This window comes from Sphingomonas brevis (assembly GCF_023516505.1).
Classification (GTDB): Bacteria; Pseudomonadota; Alphaproteobacteria; order Sphingomonadales; family Sphingomonadaceae; genus Sphingomicrobium; species Sphingomicrobium breve.
Window position 1 is genome coordinate 855,204 of the sequence record NZ_JAMGBB010000001.1, and the last position, 18,933, is coordinate 874,136.

Consider the following 18,933-nt stretch of genomic DNA (forward strand, 5'->3'; position numbering starts at 1 on the left):
TCTAACTCGCTGGTTCGATCACCGGCCGATTTGCGACCAGCTGGTCCACCACGGCGGGGTCGGCCAGGGTCGAGGTATCGCCGAGGTTCGAAACATCACCTTCGGCGATTTTGCGAAGGATGCGGCGCATGATCTTGCCGCTGCGTGTCTTGGGCAGTGCCGGGGTGAAGTAAATCACTTCAGGAGCCGCAAGGCCGCCGATGTCATGGCGTACCTCCTTTACCAGCTCCTGGCGCAACTCTTCGCTGCCGTCCTCGCCCGCGTTCAGCGTCACGAACGCATAGATGGCGGTCCCTTTGATGTCGTGCGGATAGCCGACGACCGCCGCCTCAGCCACCTTGGCGTGACTGACCAGCGAGCTTTCGACCTCGGCGGTGCCGATGCGATGCCCCGAGACGTTGATCACATCATCGATGCGCCCGGTGATCCAATAATAGCCGTCCTCGTCGCGGCGGCAGCCATCGCCCGTGAAATAATAGCCGCGATGGGTGGTGAAATAGGTTTCGAAGAACCGCGCATGGTCACCCCACACTGTCCGCATCTGCCCCGGCCAGCTGTCGGTGATGACCAGCGCGCCGCTGGCCGCGCCCCGCAGGAATTGGCCATGTTCGTCGACCAGCTCCGGCTTGACCCCGAACATGGGCCGGCAAGCGCTGCCGGGCTTCATGTCGATCGCGCCGGGCATCGGCGTGATCATCGCCGCGCCGGTCTCAGTCTGCCACCAGGTGTCGACAATCGGGCATCGCCCCTCGCCGACTACGTCATGGTACCAGCCCCATGCGTCGGGATTGATCGGCTCGCCGACCGTGCCGAGCAGCCTCAGAGATTTGCGCGATGTCGCCTGGACCCATTGATCGCCTTCGCGCTCCAGCGCCCGGATGACGGTCGGAGCGGTATACAGGATTTCGACCTGGTGCTTGTCGACGACCTGCCAGATACGGCTCGGGTCCGGCCAGTTGGGCACGCCCTCGAACATCACTTGCGTCGCGCCGTTCGCGAGCGGAGCATAGACGATATAGGTGTGGCCGGTGACCCAGCCGACATCGGCGGAGCACCAATAGATCTGGCCTGGCCGGTAATCGAAGACATATTGATGGGTCATCGACGCCCACACGGCATAGCCGCCGGTCGTGTGGAGCACGCCCTTCGGCTTTCCGGTCGAGCCCGACGTGTAGAGGATAAACAGGGGGTCCTCCGCGCCCATTTCCTCAGGGAGGCAATCGTCCGGTACGGCCGCAACCGCCTCGTCCCACCACAGGTCCCTGCCCTTCTGCATCGCGACGGCCGAACCGCTGTGCCTGAGCACGATTACCCGATCGACCGCAGGACAAGCCAGCAGCGCGGTATCGACATTGGCCTTGAGCGGGACGGTCTTGCCGCCGCGTAGCCCTTCGTCGGCGGTGACGACGATGCGGCTGTCGCAGTCCTTGATCCTGCCTTCGAGCGCTTCAGGCGAAAAGCCGCCGAACACGACCGAATGGATCGCTCCAATCCGGGCGCAGGCGAGCATCGCTACGGCTGCTTCAGGCACCATCGGCAGATAGATGGTGACCCTGTCGCCCCTCGTTACACCCTGTTCCTTCAACGCATTGGCAAAACGGCAGACCATCCGGTGCAGTTCGCGGTAGCTGATCGTCCGGCCCGCCGTGTCGGGACTATCCGGTTCCCAAATGATGGCGGTGACGTCGCCGCGCTCATCAAGATGGCGGTCGAGGCAGTTGGCGGAGAGGTTAAGCGTACCGTCGGAGAACCATTTGATGCCGAAATCTTCCTCGTGGAAGCTGGCTTCCTTGACCTTGGTGAACGGCTTGATCCAGTCGATCCGTCGCGCCTCGCGTCGCCAGAAGCCTTCGGGATCTTCGACCGACTCGCGGTACATGGCGGCATAGCGATCGGCGTCGACGAACGCCTTTTCGGCCCACTCCCTCGGAACCGGATATACTTCGTCGGTCACGGCGGCTCTCCTCGGCTTCGACGAAGGCTAGGCCGACGTAGCGTCGCTGCAAAGCCCCTCGCGCACTGCGCATTGCTCGGCTAGCACCGAGGGATGACCTTGCTTGTGACAGGAGCCGCGGGCTTTATCGGATCGTCCGTCGCCAAGGCGCTGCTTGACCGCGGCGAGCAAGTCATCGGCATCGACAACCTCAACGATTATTACGATCCCGCATTGAAGCGGGCGCGGCTAGAGCGGCTAACCGCGGCCCATGGCAACGCCTTCACCTTCGAGCAGGTCGACTTCGGCGACCAGGCCGCGTTGGAGACGTTTGCCGCGTCCCACAAATTCGACCGCATCGTTCACCTCGGCGCCCAGGCCGGGGTGCGATACTCTCTGGTCAACCCGCAGGCCTATGTCCGCTCCAACCTGATGGGGCAGATCAATATGCTGGAGCTGGCCCGCCACCGCGAAGTCGATCATTTCGTCTATGCCAGCTCGTCGTCGGTTTATGGCGGCAATGACAGCCTGCCGTTCCGGGTCGAGGACCGGGTCGACCATCCCATCTCGCTCTATGCCGCGACCAAGAAGTCCGACGAGCTGATGAGCGAGAGCTATGCGCACCTCTTCCGCCTGCCGATGACGGGCCTTCGCTTCTTCACCGTCTATGGTCCGTGGGGCCGGCCAGACATGGCGATGTGGATATTCACCAAAGCGCTCTACGAAGGCAGGCCGCTCCAGATCTTCAACGGCGGCGACATGCGCCGCGATTTTACCTTCATAGACGACATTGTCCGCGGCGTTCTGGCCTGCATCGACGGTCCGCCGGCCGACGATGGCGGGATCAAGGCGGGCGGAAGCAAGAGCCCGCACGCGGTTTACAACATCGGCAATCATCGTTCGGAAGAGCTGATGCGGATGGTCGGGCTGCTCGAACAGGCAACCGGCAGGGATGCCGCCTACGACTTCCAGCCGATGCAGGCCGGCGATGTCCGGGATACGTTCGCCGACATCACCGCTATCCAGCGCGACCACGGCTTCGAGCCGAGTACGAGTATCGACGAAGGCGTTCCCCGCTTCGTCGAATGGTTTAAGCAATATCACAGGATCGACTGATGCCCGTTCCCGCCATTTTCGACCGGCTGCGGCTTCCCGTGATTGGGGCGCCCTTGTTCATCGTTTCCAACCCCGACCTGGTCATTGCCCAGTGCAAGGCCGGAATTGTCGGCAGCTTCCCGTCATTGAATGCTCGGCCGCAGAGCCAGCTCGATGAGTGGATCCACCAGATCACCGAGGAGTTGGCGGCTTACGACGAAGCCAATCCCGACGCGCCGTCGGCGCCGTTCGCGGTCAACCAGATCGTCCACCGCTCCAATGACCGGTTCGAAGAGGACATGCTGACCTGCGCCAAATGGAAGGTGCCGATCGTAATTACGTCGCTGGGCGCGCGGGTCGAACTCAACGAGGCAGTGCATAGCTGGGGCGGGATTACGCTCCATGACATCATCGACGACCGCTATGCGCGAAAAGCGGTCGAGAAAGGCGCCGATGGCCTGATCGCAGTGGCAGCCGGGGCCGGCGGCCATGCCGGCCGGTGGTCCCCATTCGCGCTGGTCCAGGAAATCCGCAAATGGTTCGACGGTCCGCTGGCTCTCTCCGGGGCAATTGCGACCGGCGGCGCGGTGCTGGCGGCGCAGGCGATGGGCGCCGACTTCGCCTATATCGGCTCACCGTTCATTGCGACGCCGGAGGCGCGGGCTACCGAGGAATATAAGCAGGCGATTTGCGAGAGCGGCGCGGCAGACATCATTACCTCGGCGCTGTTCACCGGGGTCAGCGGCAATTACCTTCGCGCCTCTATCGTCGCCGCCGGGCTCGATCCGGACAATCTGCCCCAGCCGGGGCCCGACGCGATGAACTTCCAGTCGGCGACCGGGGCCAAGGCATGGCGCGACATCTGGGGCTCCGGCCAGGGTATCGGCATTCTCGACAAGGTCACGCCGGCAGGCGAGCTGATCGCTCGGCTCGTACGGGAATATGGCGAGGCGAAGTCCCGGGTTTGCGCATGAACGTCATCCCGGCCTTGAGCCGGGATCCGCTTGCAGCTCTCCAAAGGGATAAAAGAAGGCAGACCCCGGATCGAGTCCGGGGTGACGACTATTGGAGTTCGCTCAGCTTCTTTCGCCAGGCTTCGGGCAGTGGGGTCGGGCGGCGGTTATCGCGGCCGACATAGACATGGGTGAAATGGCCCTGAGCGGAGGGATCCGCCTGGCCCGACCCGAACACGCCGATCCGGTAGGTAACACTTGAGCTGCCCAGCTTTTCAATGGCTATCCCCACCTCAATATCGCCGGGAAAGCTCAAAGGCGCGAAGTATGAGCAGCCCGTCTCGACCACCAGGCCAATTGGATCACCGGTTTCAATATCGAGCAGCCCTGCTTCGACTAGCCAGCCGTTCACCGCCGTGTCGAACCATTGGTAGAAGACTGTATTGTTGACGTGACCATAGGCGTCATTGTCCGCCCAGCGGGTGGCGATCGTCATGTACCAGCGATAGGCATCCCGCCCATGGCGGTCCGGACGGCTCACCAGGCGGCCTCGTAAAGGCGCCGCGCATCCTCTTCCTCGATCGGGCAAGGATTATTCACCAGCAGGCGAGTCTGCTTCATCGCTTCTCGCGCCAGCAGCGGAATATCATCTTCAACGATGCCATGGTCGCGAAGGCGCAGCTTGAGGCCGCTGGCCAACGATAGGCCATCAAGGCGCTCGATCAGCGCGGCGCAGCGGGCCTGGCTGCCCTGCCCTTCGCATTCCGGCGCGAGGATCGGCGCCAGCTCGGCATAAAGGTCGCGCGCTGCTTCACTGTTGTGCTGCAGGACGACGCGAAGCATCAGCGCGTTGCTGAGGCCATGTGGCAAATGGTGGATGCCGCCCAGCGGATAGGCCAGCGCATGGACGCCCGCGACAGGTGCGTTGGAAAAGGCGATCCCGGCGAGGTGCGCGCCAAGCAGCATCGCCGAGCGTGCCTCGACGTTGCCCGGCTCTTCGATCGCTTTGAGGAGGTTTGACGAAAGTAGGCCCAACGCTTCCCGTGCCAACGCATCAGAGAGTGGATTTTTCAGGCGGGCCGAGGTGAAGGCCTCGACCGAATGGACGATGGCATCAATCCCGGTGGCGGCGGTGACATGAGCCGGTAGGCCAAGCGTCAAGCCAGCGTCGAGCACCGCATAGTCGGCGATCAGCGGCTGCGCGTTCACCGCCAGCTTGGTTCCGCCTTCACAGGTGATGACCGAAATCGGCGTCGCTTCGCTGCCCGTGCCGGCCGTGGTTGGAACCAGGGCCAGCGGCAGGCGCTGCCCCTTGGCCAAGCCGACGCCCCAGATTTCGTCGAGGGTGTCGCCCGAGCCGAGCAGATAGGCGGCCAGCTTGGCGACATCCATAGGACTGCCACCGCCGAAGCCGATAACATGATTGACGTCATGACGCCGTCCCTCATCGACTGCCGCTAACAGCGTTTCCTTCGAAGGATCGGCTTCGACCGCGTCGAACAGGATGACTTTGCGGCCGCTCGCTTCTAGCGCATCGCGGCAATCGTCGGTCAGGCCGAGCCGGAACACATCCTTGTCGGTGACGAACAGGCACGGGCCTTCGGGCAGGACATCGGCCAGCTTGGTAGCGGCGCCATCGCCGCTGATCAGCCGGGGACCGGGATTGAAGGTGAAGGGTTGCATCGGCGGGAGCGTAACCGCTCAGCCGTTGCGGTTCCAGATCAAGTCGCGTTCAAGGCGGCCCATCAGCGCACGCGCCGGGCTCGGCGCGGGCTCGTCGTTCAACTGGCCTTCGTCGAGCCGCTGGATCCGGGCATAGATGTCGGTGCTGGCGTTGATCAACCGTTGCGCTGCCTCGGGAAGCTGCCCGACCACGATCGGATCGCTGTCGTTGGCATGGCCCAGCCGGCGTTCCGGCCGGCGACCGTCAGCCGTCTTGATCTCGCCGGTTTCGACCGCCTTCTGGGTCAGCAACCAGGCGACGATGTGCATGATGCGCGTCGTAACCTTTAGCGACTCGCAGGCAAATCCGACGCGGGCGAACGGCTCAAGGCTTTGCCGATCGTCACGCCCCGCCTCATCGAAATAGGCACGCGCCTCATCGGCGAGGATCATAGCCTCGGTATAAAGGGAGTCGATCAGGCGCGGCGTGATCCGCGCTTCCTGTCCCTTCTCGTCGTCCGATTCGTTCATAGTCTCGTCGATGTTGCCATGGGTTCGAGCCGGAGAAAACGCCTGACTGGGCAGAACGGCAACTAGCGCTTAACGGGCTGTCCCGCGCTCGGACAGCAAAGCTATGCAATGATGTCGGGAATAATCCGGTTGGCGAGCTGCTGAATTTCGTCCTTGAGGCTGAGCTTTCGCTTCTTCATCCGCGCCAGTTCGAGCTGGTCGCAATTGCCAGTCGTCCGAAACATTTCGATTTCATTGTCGAGACGGCGATGTTCGGCCTTGAGCAAGGCCAGGACCTCGCGCGGATCATCATCGTTCATTCGCCTATCTTACAGCATGGGCGCTTCGCCGTCACCCGGTGGGCGGTCATCGGCGAGCCGCATGGAGGGCCAGCCAAACCGTTCGCTTTCCTAGCGACAAATGCATCAAATCGTGATTTATTCACTGAACTGTCACGCGTCAGCCAACGAAAGGAAATTGACCGATGGACAAGGCTTATGCCGAGGCGATCGCATCCAAACACGCTGCTCTTCACGCAATTATTGACGCCGAAGAGCACCGACCGCACCCGGACGTGGACCTGTTGACGCGTTTGAAGAAAGAAAAGCTTCGGCTGAAAGATGAGCTAGTAGGACACTAGCTCTCGTAGGCCAGAAAGAAGGCCGGCGCTCTATCGAGCTGCCGGCCTTTTTTATTGAGACGGAGTGTTAATCGTCGCGCGAAACGCGTTCGACGCGTTCATGTTTTTCCTGGGCCTCGAGGGTCATCGTCGCAATCGGACGAGCCTCAAGGCGGGCCAGCGAGATTGGCTCGCCGGTGACTTCGCAATAGCCATATTCGCCATCGTAAAGGCGGCGGACGGCGGCGTCGATCTTAGCAATCAGCTTGCGCTGCCGGTCGCGGGTGCGAAGCTCGATCGACCAGTCCGTCTCGCTGGATGCACGATCGGCGATGTCCGGTTCACGGAGCGAATCAACCTGGAGCTGCGCCATCGTCGCACGGCTTTCCTCGATAATTGATTCTTTCCAGTCCCGGAGCTTGCGCAGGAAATAAGCGCGCTGCTCAACACACATAAACTCTTCGCTATCGGCCGGACGATAATCGTCCGAAAGCAAAATTTGGTCGAATTGTTCGGACCCGGAACCGTATAGGTCCACAAGAGCGGTAGCCATCAACACCCTCCCCGACACAAGCGCCTGCCGCTTCCGCGACCGGGCCAACGGTAGCGGCCGGAGGCAAATACTCATGGCATTCCCGATACTTATATCGGTCATACCAGTATCCCCATGGCGCTCATAGTTAAGGCTTTGCTCCTTAACAAGGACTGACCGACCAATTGCCAAATTAACTGTGGATTGTTGCCGGGAAAACGCAGGTGGTTGTCCCAAGGCCGCACAATCCGCATAGCAATTGCCGATGCGTATCCTCCTGACCAATGACGACGGCATCCATGCACCGGGGTTTTCGGTCCTTGAGTCCATTGCCGCGCGGTTATCGGACGACATCTGGGCGGTCGCCCCGGCGGAAGAGCAGTCAGGCGCCGGCCATTCCTTGACCCTTACTCGCCCGATCCGCCTTCGCCGCCTGGGAGAGCGCAAATTTGCGGTCAACGGCACTCCGACCGACGCGGTGATGATGGCGCTCGCCCACATCATGAAGGACGCTCCGCCCGACCTCATCCTGTCAGGGATCAACCGCGGCGCCAACCTCGCCGAAGACGTGACCTATTCGGGGACCGTTTCCGCGGCGATGGAGGGTGCACTGGCCGGCGTCCGCTCAATCGCGTTGAGCCAGGTCTATGCGCGCGAGGGCATGGGCGACACTATCCCTTTCGCCGCCGCCGAAGCCTGGGCCGAACGCGCAATTCGACCCCTGATGGAAGTGCCGTTGATCACGGGAACGCTGTACAACGTCAATTTTCCAGCGCTCGCCCCTGAAGCGGTAAAAGGTATCCGCGTTTGCCGACAAGGCATCAGGGACTATGGCCGCCTGCGGATCGTCGAACGAACCGATCCCAGAGGCTATCGCTATTATTGGTTCGGTTTGGCGCCAACTGTCGAGACCGCCGGTCATGAAACCGACCTCGAAGTTGTGGCGGACGGTTATGTCGCCGTGACCCCGCTGCATCTCGACCTGACCCACGAGCGGGGCCTCGCCACATTGGCGGAACGGTTCGAGCGGGACTGATGCCTGAATCCCTGGGCGAAGAGCTGAAGATCATCGCCCGAACAATGTCGCGCATCCGGCGGCGGCAACTGGCCCTGCTGGCCCTGCTGATGCCGGCAACGGCGATCGCCGAAATGCTGATGGTAGCGGCAATCGTGCCGTTCCTCTCGCAGCTTGCTGGTAGCGGCTTGGCATCGACCAAGATCACGCAGTTGACTGATGTGCTGGATGGGCTGGGCGGCCTCGTGAGGGCCGATCCCCTGATCGTCACGGCCGTCGCGTTCATGATAGCCGTCTCGGTAACGGCAATGCTCAGGCTTGCACTCTCCTGGCTTAGCCAACGATTCTCATTCGGCCTTGGGCAGGATTTGGACGTAGAGATCCAGCGGCGGCTGATCCACCAGCCCTATCTGTTTCACGTCCAACGCCATTCGAGTGAGTTTTTGGCAGCGCTCGACAAGGTCGATTTCCTGGTCTTCAGCACCGCCTTGCAAGGACTACAGTCTCTCAGCTCGGCCCTGATTTCGCTATTTGTCTTCGGAGTCCTGTTGGCGATCGATCCGCTCAGCGCGACGCTGGCCGCCTTGCTGATCGGAAGCTTCTATGGTGCGGCAATGCTGGTCGCACGGCGGCGATTGACCGTGGATGCGGCAGTCATCAGGGAGGCGTTTGAAGCCCGGTTGAAGTCGGCGCAGGACAGTCTCGGCGGGATCAGGGACATCCTGCTGGACCGCTCGCAGCGGGCCCGGGTCGAAAATTTTCGAGCGATCGACGCGCGGTTCATGTCGGCCCGCGCGCGTGCCGCGTTCCTCGTCGCCGCACCCAGGATCCTGGTCGAGGCATTCGGGCTCGCCCTTATCGCGGTTCTGGCAGTCGCAATTTCGCGTCAGCCGAATGGCCTGATAGCTGCCTTGCCGGTTCTCGGCGCGCTGTCGCTTGGCGCCCAGCGGCTCTTGCCTCTGATGAGTCAGTTATATTCGGGCTGGGCAAATCTGGCCGCTTCCCGTCCGATAATCGGCGAGGTTGCGGAGCTGATAAATCTGCCGATCGCAGACGATTCCGAAGATATTCAACCGATACCGTTGACTACCTCGATCGAACTAGATTGCGTTTGCTTCCAATATGCGGATCGCGGCCAACCCGCGGTCGAGGAAATCAGCCTGAAAATTCCGAAGGGCAGCCGGACGGCAATTACCGGCAAGACCGGCAGCGGAAAGAGCACGCTGGCCGACCTGCTAATGGGTTTGATCGAGCCCAGCAAAGGCAAGATCTTGATCGACGGAGAAGAGCTGGCGGGCTCGAGGCTGGCCGCATGGCGGCGATCCGTGGCACATGTTCCGCAGGCGATCTTCCTCACGGATGACAGTGTTGCCGCGAATATCGCGCTGTCGGTCGATGGCGCGGAGATCGACATGGATCGCATCCGCCGAGCTGCGGCGATTGCGCAAGTGACAGAATTTGCCGACGCATTGCCCGATGGATTCCAGACGAAAATTGGCGAGCGCGGAGCCCGGGTATCAGGCGGACAGCGGCAGCGGCTGGCGCTGGCCCGGGCAATCTACAAGAATGCACCGGTACTCGTGCTCGATGAGGCAACCAGCGCACTTGACGACGAAACCGAAGCGGCGGTGCTAAAAACGCTGGGCACGCTGCAGGCGCAGGGCTGCACAATCGTCATTGTCGCTCATCGCCGCTCGACGATTGAAGGCTGCGATCGGATTGTGCGATTGGCTCAAGGCAGATTGGTCGCAGACGATGGATAGGCTGCCGGCCGAGCTGCTGATGGAGCGAGAGACCCGGGTGTCATTCGGCCCGACCCCGGATCGCCTGCTCAACGCCCCACTTTCACCGATGACCTGGCAGATGAAGGACGACGAGTTTCTTCTGCGGGGCGAAGGAGACCATTATTTCTATTACCGCATCGGCAGCGGCGTCACTGTTCATCGTCGCGCTGCCGTTGATCTGAGCGAGGAATCGCTTTGGCTGAACGGGTCAGTCTACGCCGCAATTGCCAGCATGAACGGCCTGCTCCCGATCCATGCTTCGGCAGTGGCGCACAACGATTTGGTGTTCGCATTCACTGGCCCTGCAGGCTCCGGTAAGTCCACGCTGGTTGCCGCACTTGGCAGGCACGGATTGCCGATGTTTTGCGACGACACGCTCGTGCTGGACTTGTCCGAACCCGATCGCATCATGTGCCTGCCGGGCCACAAGCGGTTGAAGCTCAGGCCCGACGCGTTCGAACTGGCTGGCGCCGCGCAGCAGGAAAAAGTGTCGGAAACCTACGACAAATATTACGCGGCGCCGCTCGACGGAACCGTCGCGATGGCTTTGCCGATAGGCCAGCTGATTTTCCTGGAAGAGGGAGCTGATCCAGCCATCAGCCTGCTGTCGGGCTCCGAGCGACTCCTGGGGCTTCAGGACGAGCACCAGACGGCACGCCTGTTCGAAGCTGCTCAACAGTTCGACCGGCTCCATCAATTTGGCCACCGCGCCCGCCTGGCGCGGCAAATCCCCATGGCGCGGTTCGTCCGGCCGCATCAGGCGGCGCGATTTCACGAAGGGGTTTCGCTTGTCGCCGAATATGTCAAACTCGATCGGACGAGGTGAGTATGAGCGTTCTTGCTAAGCGGCCAGACAGGTTCACCGAAACCGAAATCGACGACGAGGTCATCGTTATGCGTCTCGACACTGGCGAATTTTTTTCGATGACCGACACCGCTGCCGCCACCTGGCGTCTGATTGATGGCAGCCGCGACCGCGCCGGACTGCTGCGGGCCTTGGTTGACGAATATGGAGTCAAAGAGGCAAAAATTGCGGCAGAGATCGATACCTTCCTGGTTGAGTTGAGGAGCGCCGGCCTGGTTTCCTGACGCTGAGAATTGTCTGATGCCGCTGCAGCCACCCTGCAGGCCGAATGGACCGCGGTCCGCCAGCACCCAGTCAGCCCCTTGCAACGCTTGGGCTATTTAAGCATTAATAGCTTGGCCTTGGCACCATCCGTGCCGCCAGTCGCGTTGAGGAGCTCGGCATGAAGAATGACACCAGCAAGTCAAAGGTGTGGACAAGGCCGGAAGTCAGGCGGCTTGGGACCATCAAGGATGTTGCCAATTCCCAAGGAAGTGGCTCCCAGGGCGCCGGCGCGAAGACCTAAGATTTTCGCTTCTCCAAATAATTAGCTCGCATGCTGGCATTCGCCTGGCCGTGGCTCGATACAGCACACTACCCTTCTGAAATAACCGCGGCGCGGCTTGGCGCATCGCTTTGCGCGGGGATCGGCGGCCACGCCGGCGCAGTCGATATCGGCCGCTTACACTTCGCTTATCGCCCACTCCGGCCAACGCTCGCTACTAGTCGAACCTGGCGCCCGACGACCTTGCCCGGCGGGCGGATCATCGTGTTCCATGGCTATTTTGACAATGTGGCGGAAATCGCGGCGCAGGTCGATGTGAGGTCCTCCGATCCAGCGCTGATTTATGGCCTTGCAGTGGAAAAATGGGCGGACGAAGCCGACCGCCGCATCGTCGGGGAATATTGTACGTTAATTGTCGAGCCGGATCAGGCCAGGGTCCGGCTTTGCCGGAGCCCGCTTCGAGCGCCGCCTCTCTATTACTTTCAATCGGAAGAATTGGTTGCCGCTTCGTCGGTTCCGCGCGCGCTCCTTGCGGCAGGTGTCACCAAAAAACTAAACGAATGCCGCCTGGCCGATAGCGGCCTGATAAATTTCACTGACCAGGAGGCGAGCTGGTTCGAAGGAATAGCCCGCGTTCCCTTGGGCTGCGCGATTGACCTCAAGCGCGGAGAACCCCGCAAACTCATCAAATATTATGATCCCTCGGCGATCGCTCCGATCCAGGTCGACAGCGATGCGGAATGCGTCGCGCGCGTCAGCCAGTTGCTCGATGACGCGGTGAGGGTCTCCCTCGCTGGTTTTAACAGGCCAGGCGTGACACTGTCCGCGGGTCTGGATTCTCCGCAGATCGTCACCCGCGCGCTCAAGAACATTCCACCCCAGGAAAAGCTGCCCACTTTCACCTTTCATCCTGAGGAAGGCTATGACGGCATCGCTCCACCAGACATGATCGGGAACGAGCGGCCGATGGTTGAAGCGTTTGCCGCCATGCATCCGCAAATCGAGCCGCACTTCACCGCCAATGAAGGTTATGCGCACGATCATCGCCTGAACGACTTATTCCATGCCATGGGTGCGGCGCCGACCGGCCTTTGCAACATGTATGTATTTCACGGAATCTTTGCGGGGGCCGTGCGCGAGGGCTGCGACGTCCTGCTGGTGTCGGACTGGGGAAATTACGCCTTTAGCGACAAGGGCGCCTGGGGCTTCGTCGAATATCTGTTCAAGGGCCGCTGGCGCCAGCTCTGGATGGCACTGAAAAATCATACGAGCCAGAAACGCCCGATCTTGCGAAGCTTTGTCGCTCGTTCGCTTCAGCCGTTGCTCCCCAATGCGCTCTGGTGGCGTGCCCGCAAGCTGATTTTCCCCGATCGAACCAGCATGCTCGATCTGATGCAGCCGTTCAGCCGGAGTTACCGGCAGGCATCGGGAGCAGACCAGCGGCTGGCGGCAGCGGGTCTCGTCTATGAACGATACCAGCCCCGGAGTGCCGCCCACGCACGCCGCCTGCTTCTTCAAAACGACGATGGCGAGGCTGCGGAAATGTATCAAGCGTTCGAGCAGTTGTACGGAATTCCACAGCGGGACCCGATGGCCTATCGCCCGCTGGTCGAATATTGTTGGGGGCTGCCTACGAGGATGTATATGCGCGACGGGCAAATGCGCTGGCTGGCCAAGCAGATGGGCAAGGGGATCATGCCCGAGCAGCAGCGCGCTAACCGGCTACATGGTCGCTGGGACGCCGACTGGCATTTGCGCATCGGCAGACGCCGCAACCAGATATTGGAGGAATTCGATCGCCTTGAGAGCGATAGCCGGTTTGCCGCCATGTTCGACTTGAAGAAATTGAAAGCCGCGCTCCTCGACTGGCCTGATCAAACGGACATAAATCCGCAAAGAATGTACCCGCTTGAATTTGCGGTGCCACGAGTGCTCCTCACGGCGCGGTTCATCAAATATGTCGAAGGCCGAAACGAACCGTGATCGGCGACAATCTCGGCCGGGAGTTCACTCTCCTGGCCCGATGCTGTCATTGGAACTTTGCGACTGTCGACGAAAGATCGCGGCCGGACGTTCATGAAGCGATCGATTGGAATCTCGTCGTTGCCCTCGCCCGCCGCCACCGTGTCCAAGGACTGGTGTGGAATGCCGTCGGACATTTTTCGGACCGTTTGCCGGTCGAAGCGAGGAATGCGCTATCCTCCGATGCAAGGCTAATCGCGGTTACCAACCTGGCGATCGCAGCCGAATGCAGGGAACTTCAGCAGCTGTTCGATCAGTCGAACGTCCCGCTGTTGTTCGTGAAGGGCCTCACGGTCGGGGCGCTGGCCTATCGAGCACCGATGCTGAAGATGGCTTGGGACATCGATCTCCTCACGGATCCGGCTGATCTCGCGTCGGCGGCCCGGCTGTTGCTTGATCGGGGATTTTCGGTCCGAGAACCCTCTGACATTAAGCACCTTAAGGCCTGGCATCGTATGCGGAAGGATTCCTTGTGGAGTAGGCACAACGAGCTTTATGTCGAACTCCACCCCCGGCTGGCTGACAATGCGCGGCTAATCCCGACGATCGATGTCCATTCTCCGCGACAGCAAGTCGAGATTGCGCCGGCGCAGTCGCTTTCTACTCTGGCCCAAGAGGAACTGTTTGCATATCTGACCGTCCATGGCGCCTCCAGCGCATGGTTCCGGCTCAAATGGATCGCTGACTTCGCAGGCTGGCTTAGCAGCAAGAGTGGCGACGAAATCCAGCAGCTCTATCACCGCTCGCAGGAACTTGGCGCGGGACGCGCAGCCGGCCAGGCGTTGCTCCTCGCTGACAAGCTCTTTGATACATTGGCGGCAGCGCCCAGCTTGAAGCGATCGCTTGGTTCCGACCAGATGACACGCAAACTCAGCTCGGTTGCCCTGCGAATGCTGACCAAAGAATTGCGCGATCCGACAGACCTGCCCTTCGGCACCTGGGCAATCCACTGGACGCAATTGCTGCTAAAGCCCGATCTTGGATTCAAGGTCTCGGAGATGTGGCGGCAGGCCCGCAGCATCTTCGGACCGAAATGACGGACTGGAACTAGGCTGCCAGCGCCATGGGGCGGCGCTGCTCGCGCAACCAGGACTGGAACATCAATATTGCCCAGATAGCAGGCGTGGAATCACGTCGGCCCGCAAGATGGTCGCGCCAGCGCCGTTGGACGATTGCCGGATCGAACCAGCCTTCCTCGGCCATGGCCGCGGGATTGAGCAAATCTTCCGCCCACTCGCGCAATGGCCCCTTGATCCACTCACCGACCGGAACGGCGAACCCCGCCTTTGGTCGATCGAACATTGCAGCCGGCGCTTCGCGGTGGATCAGCTTGCGAAGAATGTTTTTGCCCTTGAGTCCATCGATCTTCATTCCGATCGGAATGCGCGCTGCCAACGCCGCGACCCGGTGGTCGAGGAACGGCACCCGGGTTTCCAGGCTGACCGCCATTGAAGCGCGGTCGACCTTGCACAAGATGTCGTCCGGCAAATAACTTACCGCATCGCAATACATCATGCGAACGGCGCTAGAGGCATCGTCGCCGGCGTCCATATCGAAACGATGGCTGCCGGGCGCCAGCACGGGGTTAGTCTCCAAGCTCCATTCGTCGAGGAAATTGAGATAGATGTCGTTTGCGCTTGAGGCGTCGCCGACGATCCGAAGGCCCCGTTGAATCTTGGCGCCGAGAAACGGCTGCTCGCCGCTTGCGAACAACCGCGCGGCGGCCGACCAGAATCCAACCGGCAACTGCGCCAGAGGCGAGGCCGCAAGCGATCGCAATGGCTGGGGAAACCGCCGCAGCTGCCGCCACAGGAGCGGCGCTTGGACATGGCGATTGTAGCCACCGAAGAGCTCGTCCCCACCGTCCCCTGTCAGCGCAACCGTGACGTCCCGACGAGCAAATCGGCTAACCAGGAAAGTCGGAATCTGAGAGCTATCGGCGAATGGCTCGTCATACATCGCCGGAAGTAGCGGAATGACGTCGCGGGCCTCTTTCACCGTGACATAATGTTCGTGGTGGACGGTACCCAAATGCCTGGCCACGGCCTTGGCATGCTGAGCCTCGTCAAAGCCGTCTTCGTTGAAGCCGATGGTGTAGGTTCGAACGGGTTGAGGGGAAAATTTCTGGTAGAGGGCAACAATCGATGAGCTGTCGATCCCGCCCGACAAGAAGGCGCCGACCGGCACGTCGGCAACCGACTGGCCCATGATCGATTTTGCCAGGGCCTGCTCAAGCGCCTTCAGCGCCTCGGCTTCTTCCTCGATTGGATCATCAAGTCCTTGTTGGACGACCTTCCGGTAGGACCAATAGCGAGAAAGCTGGACCGGGCCTCCCTCGCCTTCAACCGGAGGTTTGGCAAGGGGCGCACCAGGGGCCGTTCGGTCAAGGGTCAGGACGCAGCCCGGCTCAAGCTTGTATATGCCACGATAGATGGACAGTGGAGCCGGCACGTAGGTGCGTGAGGCAAAGGCCTTCAGAGCTTCCCGGTCGATTTCATTGTCGAAGCGCGGGTGAGCGCGCAGCGCCTTCAGCTCGGATCCAAAAAGGAACTCATGGCCGACCCAGCCGTAATAAAGCGGCTTTTCGCCGAAACGATCGCGGACCAAATGCAGCAGCCGCTCTCGGCGATCCCACAACGCAAGGGCGAACATACCGACCGACCGTTCAAGAGTTGCTGCCAGGCCCCAAATTTCAATCGCCTGAAGCAGCACTTCCGTATCGGAATGTCCGCGCCAGCCGCCTTCCGGCGCGAGCCCCCGACCCTCCAGCTCGGCGCGAATTTCGTGATGATTATAGATCTCGCCATTGAAACAGATCACAAAGCGACCGCTGTGCGAATGCATCGGCTGATGGCCCATGGGGGAGAGGTCGACGACCGACAATCGGCGGTGGGCGAAGCCGATACCCGCTTCCTCGTCGGCCCAAATGCCGTGGTCGTCGGGCCCGCGATGAGTAATCACGCCGCCCATAAGCGTCAGTGTTGCCGGGTCGACTCCGTCGCCTGAAAATATGCCGGCAATTCCGCACATGATATTCTCCGATTACGTCAACGCTCGGCCGGCCGCCATCAGATAGAGTAGTGATTCCCAGCGATCGGCAATGGCCGCGACTGAAAAGTGCGCGACGGACTTCGGTCCGGCAGCACCATAAGCCTGCCGCAACCCTTCGGAGGTCATAAGCCTTTCCAGGGCGTCCGCGAGTGCCGCTTCCCGGTCTCCGCCCTGGGCCAGCAAACCGTTCACCTCGTGCTTGATCAGCTCATTGGTGCCGGGGCAATCGGCAAACCCGACCGCTGGCAGGCCATGCGCCAATGCCTCGGCGGTGGCCAGGCCGAAGCTTTCATATTTGGACGGCAGCACAAACAGCTGGGCTCCGTCATATTCCGCCGAAATGTCATCAATCACGCCAGGGAGATCGACTTTCGACTTGAGCCCGAGTTCCTCGACCTGCTTTTCAAGGTCCGGCCTCAACTCACCCTCGCCAACTATTCGAAGGCGCCATTGCGGATTCCGCGGCGCGATCCGCGCGAAGGCCGCGACCAGCGTGCGATGGTCTTTCTGGTCGAACAGGCGGCCGACCGTCAGCAATATCTTTTCCGCGCCACCCACCGGGTCCGCCAGCCGCTCCGGCTCCGCAGTCACCGGATTGGGCAGGACGATCATTCTATCCCGGAGGCCGGGCGGGAACCCCGAACGGACCCGGTCACTGATCGCCGTGACGCTTGCGAATCGACTTGCGAGCAGCCGGATCATTAGGCCCTGCATCGGAACGGTTCGATAATGGCTGAAATCGATATGTTCGCTGGCGACCAAGGGCACTCTGGTGCCGGCCAAAGCCATTGCCAGCGGGATGTAGCCACTGTGCATCCACCCGATCGCAACGTCCGGTCGCAAACTGGTTGCGGCCTTTCGAACGGCGGCGATGCGCTTGATCGTTTCGCCAATCCGCGATTTGCCCCTTACATTGCCAATGCCTGCCTTCACGCGCGCAATGCGGGGATCGATCTTGTAGAAGTCCGTCGACCCGGGCGGATCGAAACTGACGATCGTCAATCGGTGGCCGCGCCGGACAAGCTCGGCGCTTACGTCCGATAGCACGCGCTCCGCCCCGCCACCCCGGGAGTCGAGTGATTTGATCACGAAAAGCAAGTTGAGCGGATGCTCGGTCACAAGGGCGCTCTTCGGTAACGCGCAGCGAACCGCGCCAGCAACTTGCGATATTCCTGCCGCTCATGCTCGTCGAGCTTGGCAGGGTCCAGCATGGTCAACGCGCGTTGGCGAAGCGCGTTACCGAGCCGCCGCGCCTCCTCCCGATCCGACAAGAGGCGGACAACCCCCTCGGCCATCCTACCTTGGTCTCCATGGGGGACCAGAAGGCCCGTGACTCCGTCCTCGATTAACTCGCCCTGCCAGTCGATATCGTAGGCGACAATCGGTGCCGCACCGAGCGCGGCTTCAGCGAGCGCTCTGCCTGTATGGGGAGAAACGACGACGGCCGCGACCGGGATCAACTCGGCCAAACGATCCTGGTCAATGTTGCCGGCAAAAACGGTTGCGCCCTCAATGCCAAGCGCGCGGGCTTGGTCGGCAAGCTCTGATCTCATTCGCCCATCGCCCGCCAACACGGCCTTGACGTCGAAACCCCGTCGACGAACCTCGGCCAGCGTCTCAATGACATGATCGGGCTGTTTTACCGGCTCAAGCCGCCCAATGTAGAGCAGAAATTCCAACGGCCTGACGCCCATAGCCGCGAGCACGTCCTCGCTCTTCGGCCGCCCTGCCGGCTCGGTCAGGTGCCGCTCGTCAATCAGATTGCCGTATCGAAACAGGGTCGAGCGTTCTGGCCTGGCGCCATTTGCCAGCGCAAAGTCGAGATTGTCCTGGTTGGCACCAGCGACAAGGTCGGCCCGCGGAAAAATGAATCGCTCGACGACTTTTTCAACGCGCCGACTTCGCATCAACCTGGGTTCAAGTGGGACGCCCGTTGCCTCGAATGTCTTGTCGAAATTGCCTCCGACACGGATCACCAAAGGAATTCCGCAAGACCGTGCGAGGGCCCAGCCGAACAGCCCTAGATACAACGGGCTTCCCGCGCGGATAACGCTGATGCCCTCTGCCCGCACGAGCCTTCGCAAAGCAAGAAACAATCCCACCTGACTGAGCAGGAAATTGATCGCGAACAGTTTTCTCAAGGCGGCGAAGCGGCCGACCTTACCTTCGATGACGGTGTGCCGGGGCGCAATCTCGTAGCTCGCTGGCTTGCCAAATCTTGGACCCCATTCCTCCGATGTGAGCAGCGTCGCAAACGGGTGGACGCTCCACACATGCTCGAAGAAGCCGTCAAGGTCCCGGCACAGGATCGGTGCTTCCAGGCCTCGCTGACGAACCATCTCGAGCGTATAGGATGTGTCGAGCACCAGCAGCTTGCGAACGCCGTCTGCGCTTCGGGAACTCATGTA

Annotated in this window: 18 protein-coding genes; 9 read left to right on the top strand and 9 right to left on the bottom strand. The window is 61.2% G+C overall.

What is annotated here, in order from left to right:
• Position 1 precedes the first annotated feature (1 nt).
• Entirely contained in the window at positions 2-1,954 is a 1,953-nt protein-coding gene (acs, locus tag LZ518_RS04435) for an acetate--CoA ligase (RefSeq protein ID WP_249914809.1), read from the bottom strand.
• A 93-nt stretch (positions 1,955-2,047) separates the two neighbouring features.
• Between acs and LZ518_RS04440 the strand changes: the two genes are divergently transcribed.
• Both LZ518_RS04440 and LZ518_RS04445 read left to right on the top strand, forming a co-directional pair.
• Positions 2,048-3,049, top strand: coding sequence for an NAD-dependent epimerase/dehydratase family protein (locus LZ518_RS04440; RefSeq protein ID WP_249914810.1), 1,002 nt, complete (start codon positions 2,048-2,050; stop codon positions 3,047-3,049).
• Positions 3,049-4,002 carry an NAD(P)H-dependent flavin oxidoreductase gene (locus LZ518_RS04445; protein WP_249914811.1) on the top strand — a complete coding sequence of 318 codons (954 nt, stop codon included), beginning with the start codon at positions 3,049-3,051 and terminating at the stop codon, positions 4,000-4,002. The genes LZ518_RS04440 and LZ518_RS04445 overlap by 1 nt, the downstream gene beginning before the upstream one ends.
• Positions 4,003-4,090: 88 nt before the next feature.
• On the opposite strand, the gene LZ518_RS04450 is transcribed toward LZ518_RS04445, so the two are convergent.
• From LZ518_RS04450 to LZ518_RS04465, 4 genes are all read right to left on the bottom strand, one after another.
• A complete protein-coding gene (locus tag LZ518_RS04450) occupies positions 4,091-4,522 on the bottom strand; it encodes an acyl-CoA thioesterase (protein WP_249914812.1) in 432 nt (143 codons plus the stop codon).
• Entirely contained in the window at positions 4,519-5,664 is a 1,146-nt protein-coding gene (locus LZ518_RS04455) for an iron-containing alcohol dehydrogenase (protein WP_249914813.1), read from the bottom strand. The genes LZ518_RS04450 and LZ518_RS04455 overlap by 4 nt, the downstream gene beginning before the upstream one ends.
• 18 nt (positions 5,665-5,682) lie before the next feature.
• Positions 5,683-6,174: a DUF1465 family protein gene (locus LZ518_RS04460; protein ID WP_249914814.1), complete on the bottom strand. Its 492-nt coding sequence runs from the start codon at positions 6,172-6,174 to the stop codon at positions 5,683-5,685.
• A 101-nt stretch (positions 6,175-6,275) separates the two neighbouring features.
• Positions 6,276-6,473 (bottom strand): YdcH family protein, encoded by a 198-nt coding sequence (locus LZ518_RS04465; protein ID WP_249914815.1) that lies wholly within the window; start codon positions 6,471-6,473, stop codon positions 6,276-6,278.
• 164 nt (positions 6,474-6,637) lie between these two features.
• Between LZ518_RS04465 and LZ518_RS04470 the strand changes: the two genes are divergently transcribed.
• Positions 6,638-6,793 (top strand): YdcH family protein, encoded by a 156-nt coding sequence (locus LZ518_RS04470; RefSeq protein WP_249914816.1) that lies wholly within the window; start codon positions 6,638-6,640, stop codon positions 6,791-6,793.
• Between the two features lie 67 nt (positions 6,794-6,860).
• Here LZ518_RS04470 and dksA read toward each other — a convergent pair whose 3' ends face one another.
• Positions 6,861-7,325, bottom strand: a complete 465-nt coding sequence (gene dksA / locus LZ518_RS04475) for an RNA polymerase-binding protein DksA (RefSeq protein ID WP_249914817.1) — start codon at positions 7,323-7,325, stop codon at positions 6,861-6,863.
• A gap of 244 nt (positions 7,326-7,569) precedes the next feature.
• Here dksA and surE point away from each other — a divergent pair, with 244 nt between their 5' ends.
• The 6 genes from surE to LZ518_RS04505 all read left to right on the top strand — a co-directional run bounded on the left by surE (position 7,570) and on the right by LZ518_RS04505 (position 14,511).
• Complete coding sequence (surE, locus tag LZ518_RS04480) at positions 7,570-8,340, top strand: 5'/3'-nucleotidase SurE (RefSeq protein ID WP_249914818.1); 771 nt, start codon at positions 7,570-7,572, stop codon at positions 8,338-8,340.
• The gene (locus LZ518_RS04485; RefSeq protein WP_249914819.1) at positions 8,340-10,082 is read left to right on the top strand and encodes an ABC transporter ATP-binding protein; all 1,743 of its coding nucleotides are present in this window, start codon (positions 8,340-8,342) and stop codon (positions 10,080-10,082) included. The genes surE and LZ518_RS04485 overlap by 1 nt, the downstream gene beginning before the upstream one ends.
• Complete coding sequence (locus LZ518_RS04490; protein ID WP_249914820.1) at positions 10,075-10,929, top strand: hypothetical protein; 855 nt, start codon at positions 10,075-10,077, stop codon at positions 10,927-10,929. The genes LZ518_RS04485 and LZ518_RS04490 overlap by 8 nt, the downstream gene beginning before the upstream one ends.
• A gap of 2 nt (positions 10,930-10,931) precedes the next feature.
• A complete protein-coding gene (locus LZ518_RS04495) occupies positions 10,932-11,192 on the top strand; it encodes a PqqD family protein (protein WP_249914821.1) in 261 nt (86 codons plus the stop codon).
• A 311-nt stretch (positions 11,193-11,503) separates the two neighbouring features.
• A complete protein-coding gene (locus LZ518_RS04500) occupies positions 11,504-13,435 on the top strand; it encodes an asparagine synthase-related protein (protein WP_249914822.1) in 1,932 nt (643 codons plus the stop codon).
• Positions 13,432-14,511, top strand: a complete 1,080-nt coding sequence (locus LZ518_RS04505) for a nucleotidyltransferase domain-containing protein (RefSeq protein WP_249914823.1) — start codon at positions 13,432-13,434, stop codon at positions 14,509-14,511. Before LZ518_RS04500 ends, LZ518_RS04505 begins: the two co-directional genes overlap by 4 nt.
• Positions 14,512-14,521: 10 nt before the next feature.
• Here LZ518_RS04505 and asnB read toward each other — a convergent pair whose 3' ends face one another.
• The 3 genes from asnB to LZ518_RS04520 are packed head-to-tail and all read right to left on the bottom strand — an operon-like array spanning position 14,522 to position 18,930.
• Positions 14,522-16,504: an asparagine synthase (glutamine-hydrolyzing) gene (gene asnB / locus LZ518_RS04510; RefSeq protein WP_249914824.1), complete on the bottom strand. Its 1,983-nt coding sequence runs from the start codon at positions 16,502-16,504 to the stop codon at positions 14,522-14,524.
• Positions 16,505-16,516: 12 nt separating this feature from the next.
• Positions 16,517-17,644: a glycosyltransferase family 4 protein gene (locus LZ518_RS04515; protein ID WP_249914825.1), complete on the bottom strand. Its 1,128-nt coding sequence runs from the start codon at positions 17,642-17,644 to the stop codon at positions 16,517-16,519.
• A complete protein-coding gene (locus LZ518_RS04520) occupies positions 17,641-18,930 on the bottom strand; it encodes a glycosyltransferase family 4 protein (RefSeq protein WP_249914826.1) in 1,290 nt (429 codons plus the stop codon). Before LZ518_RS04520 ends, LZ518_RS04515 begins: the two co-directional genes overlap by 4 nt.
• Positions 18,931-18,933: the final 3 nt, after the last annotated feature.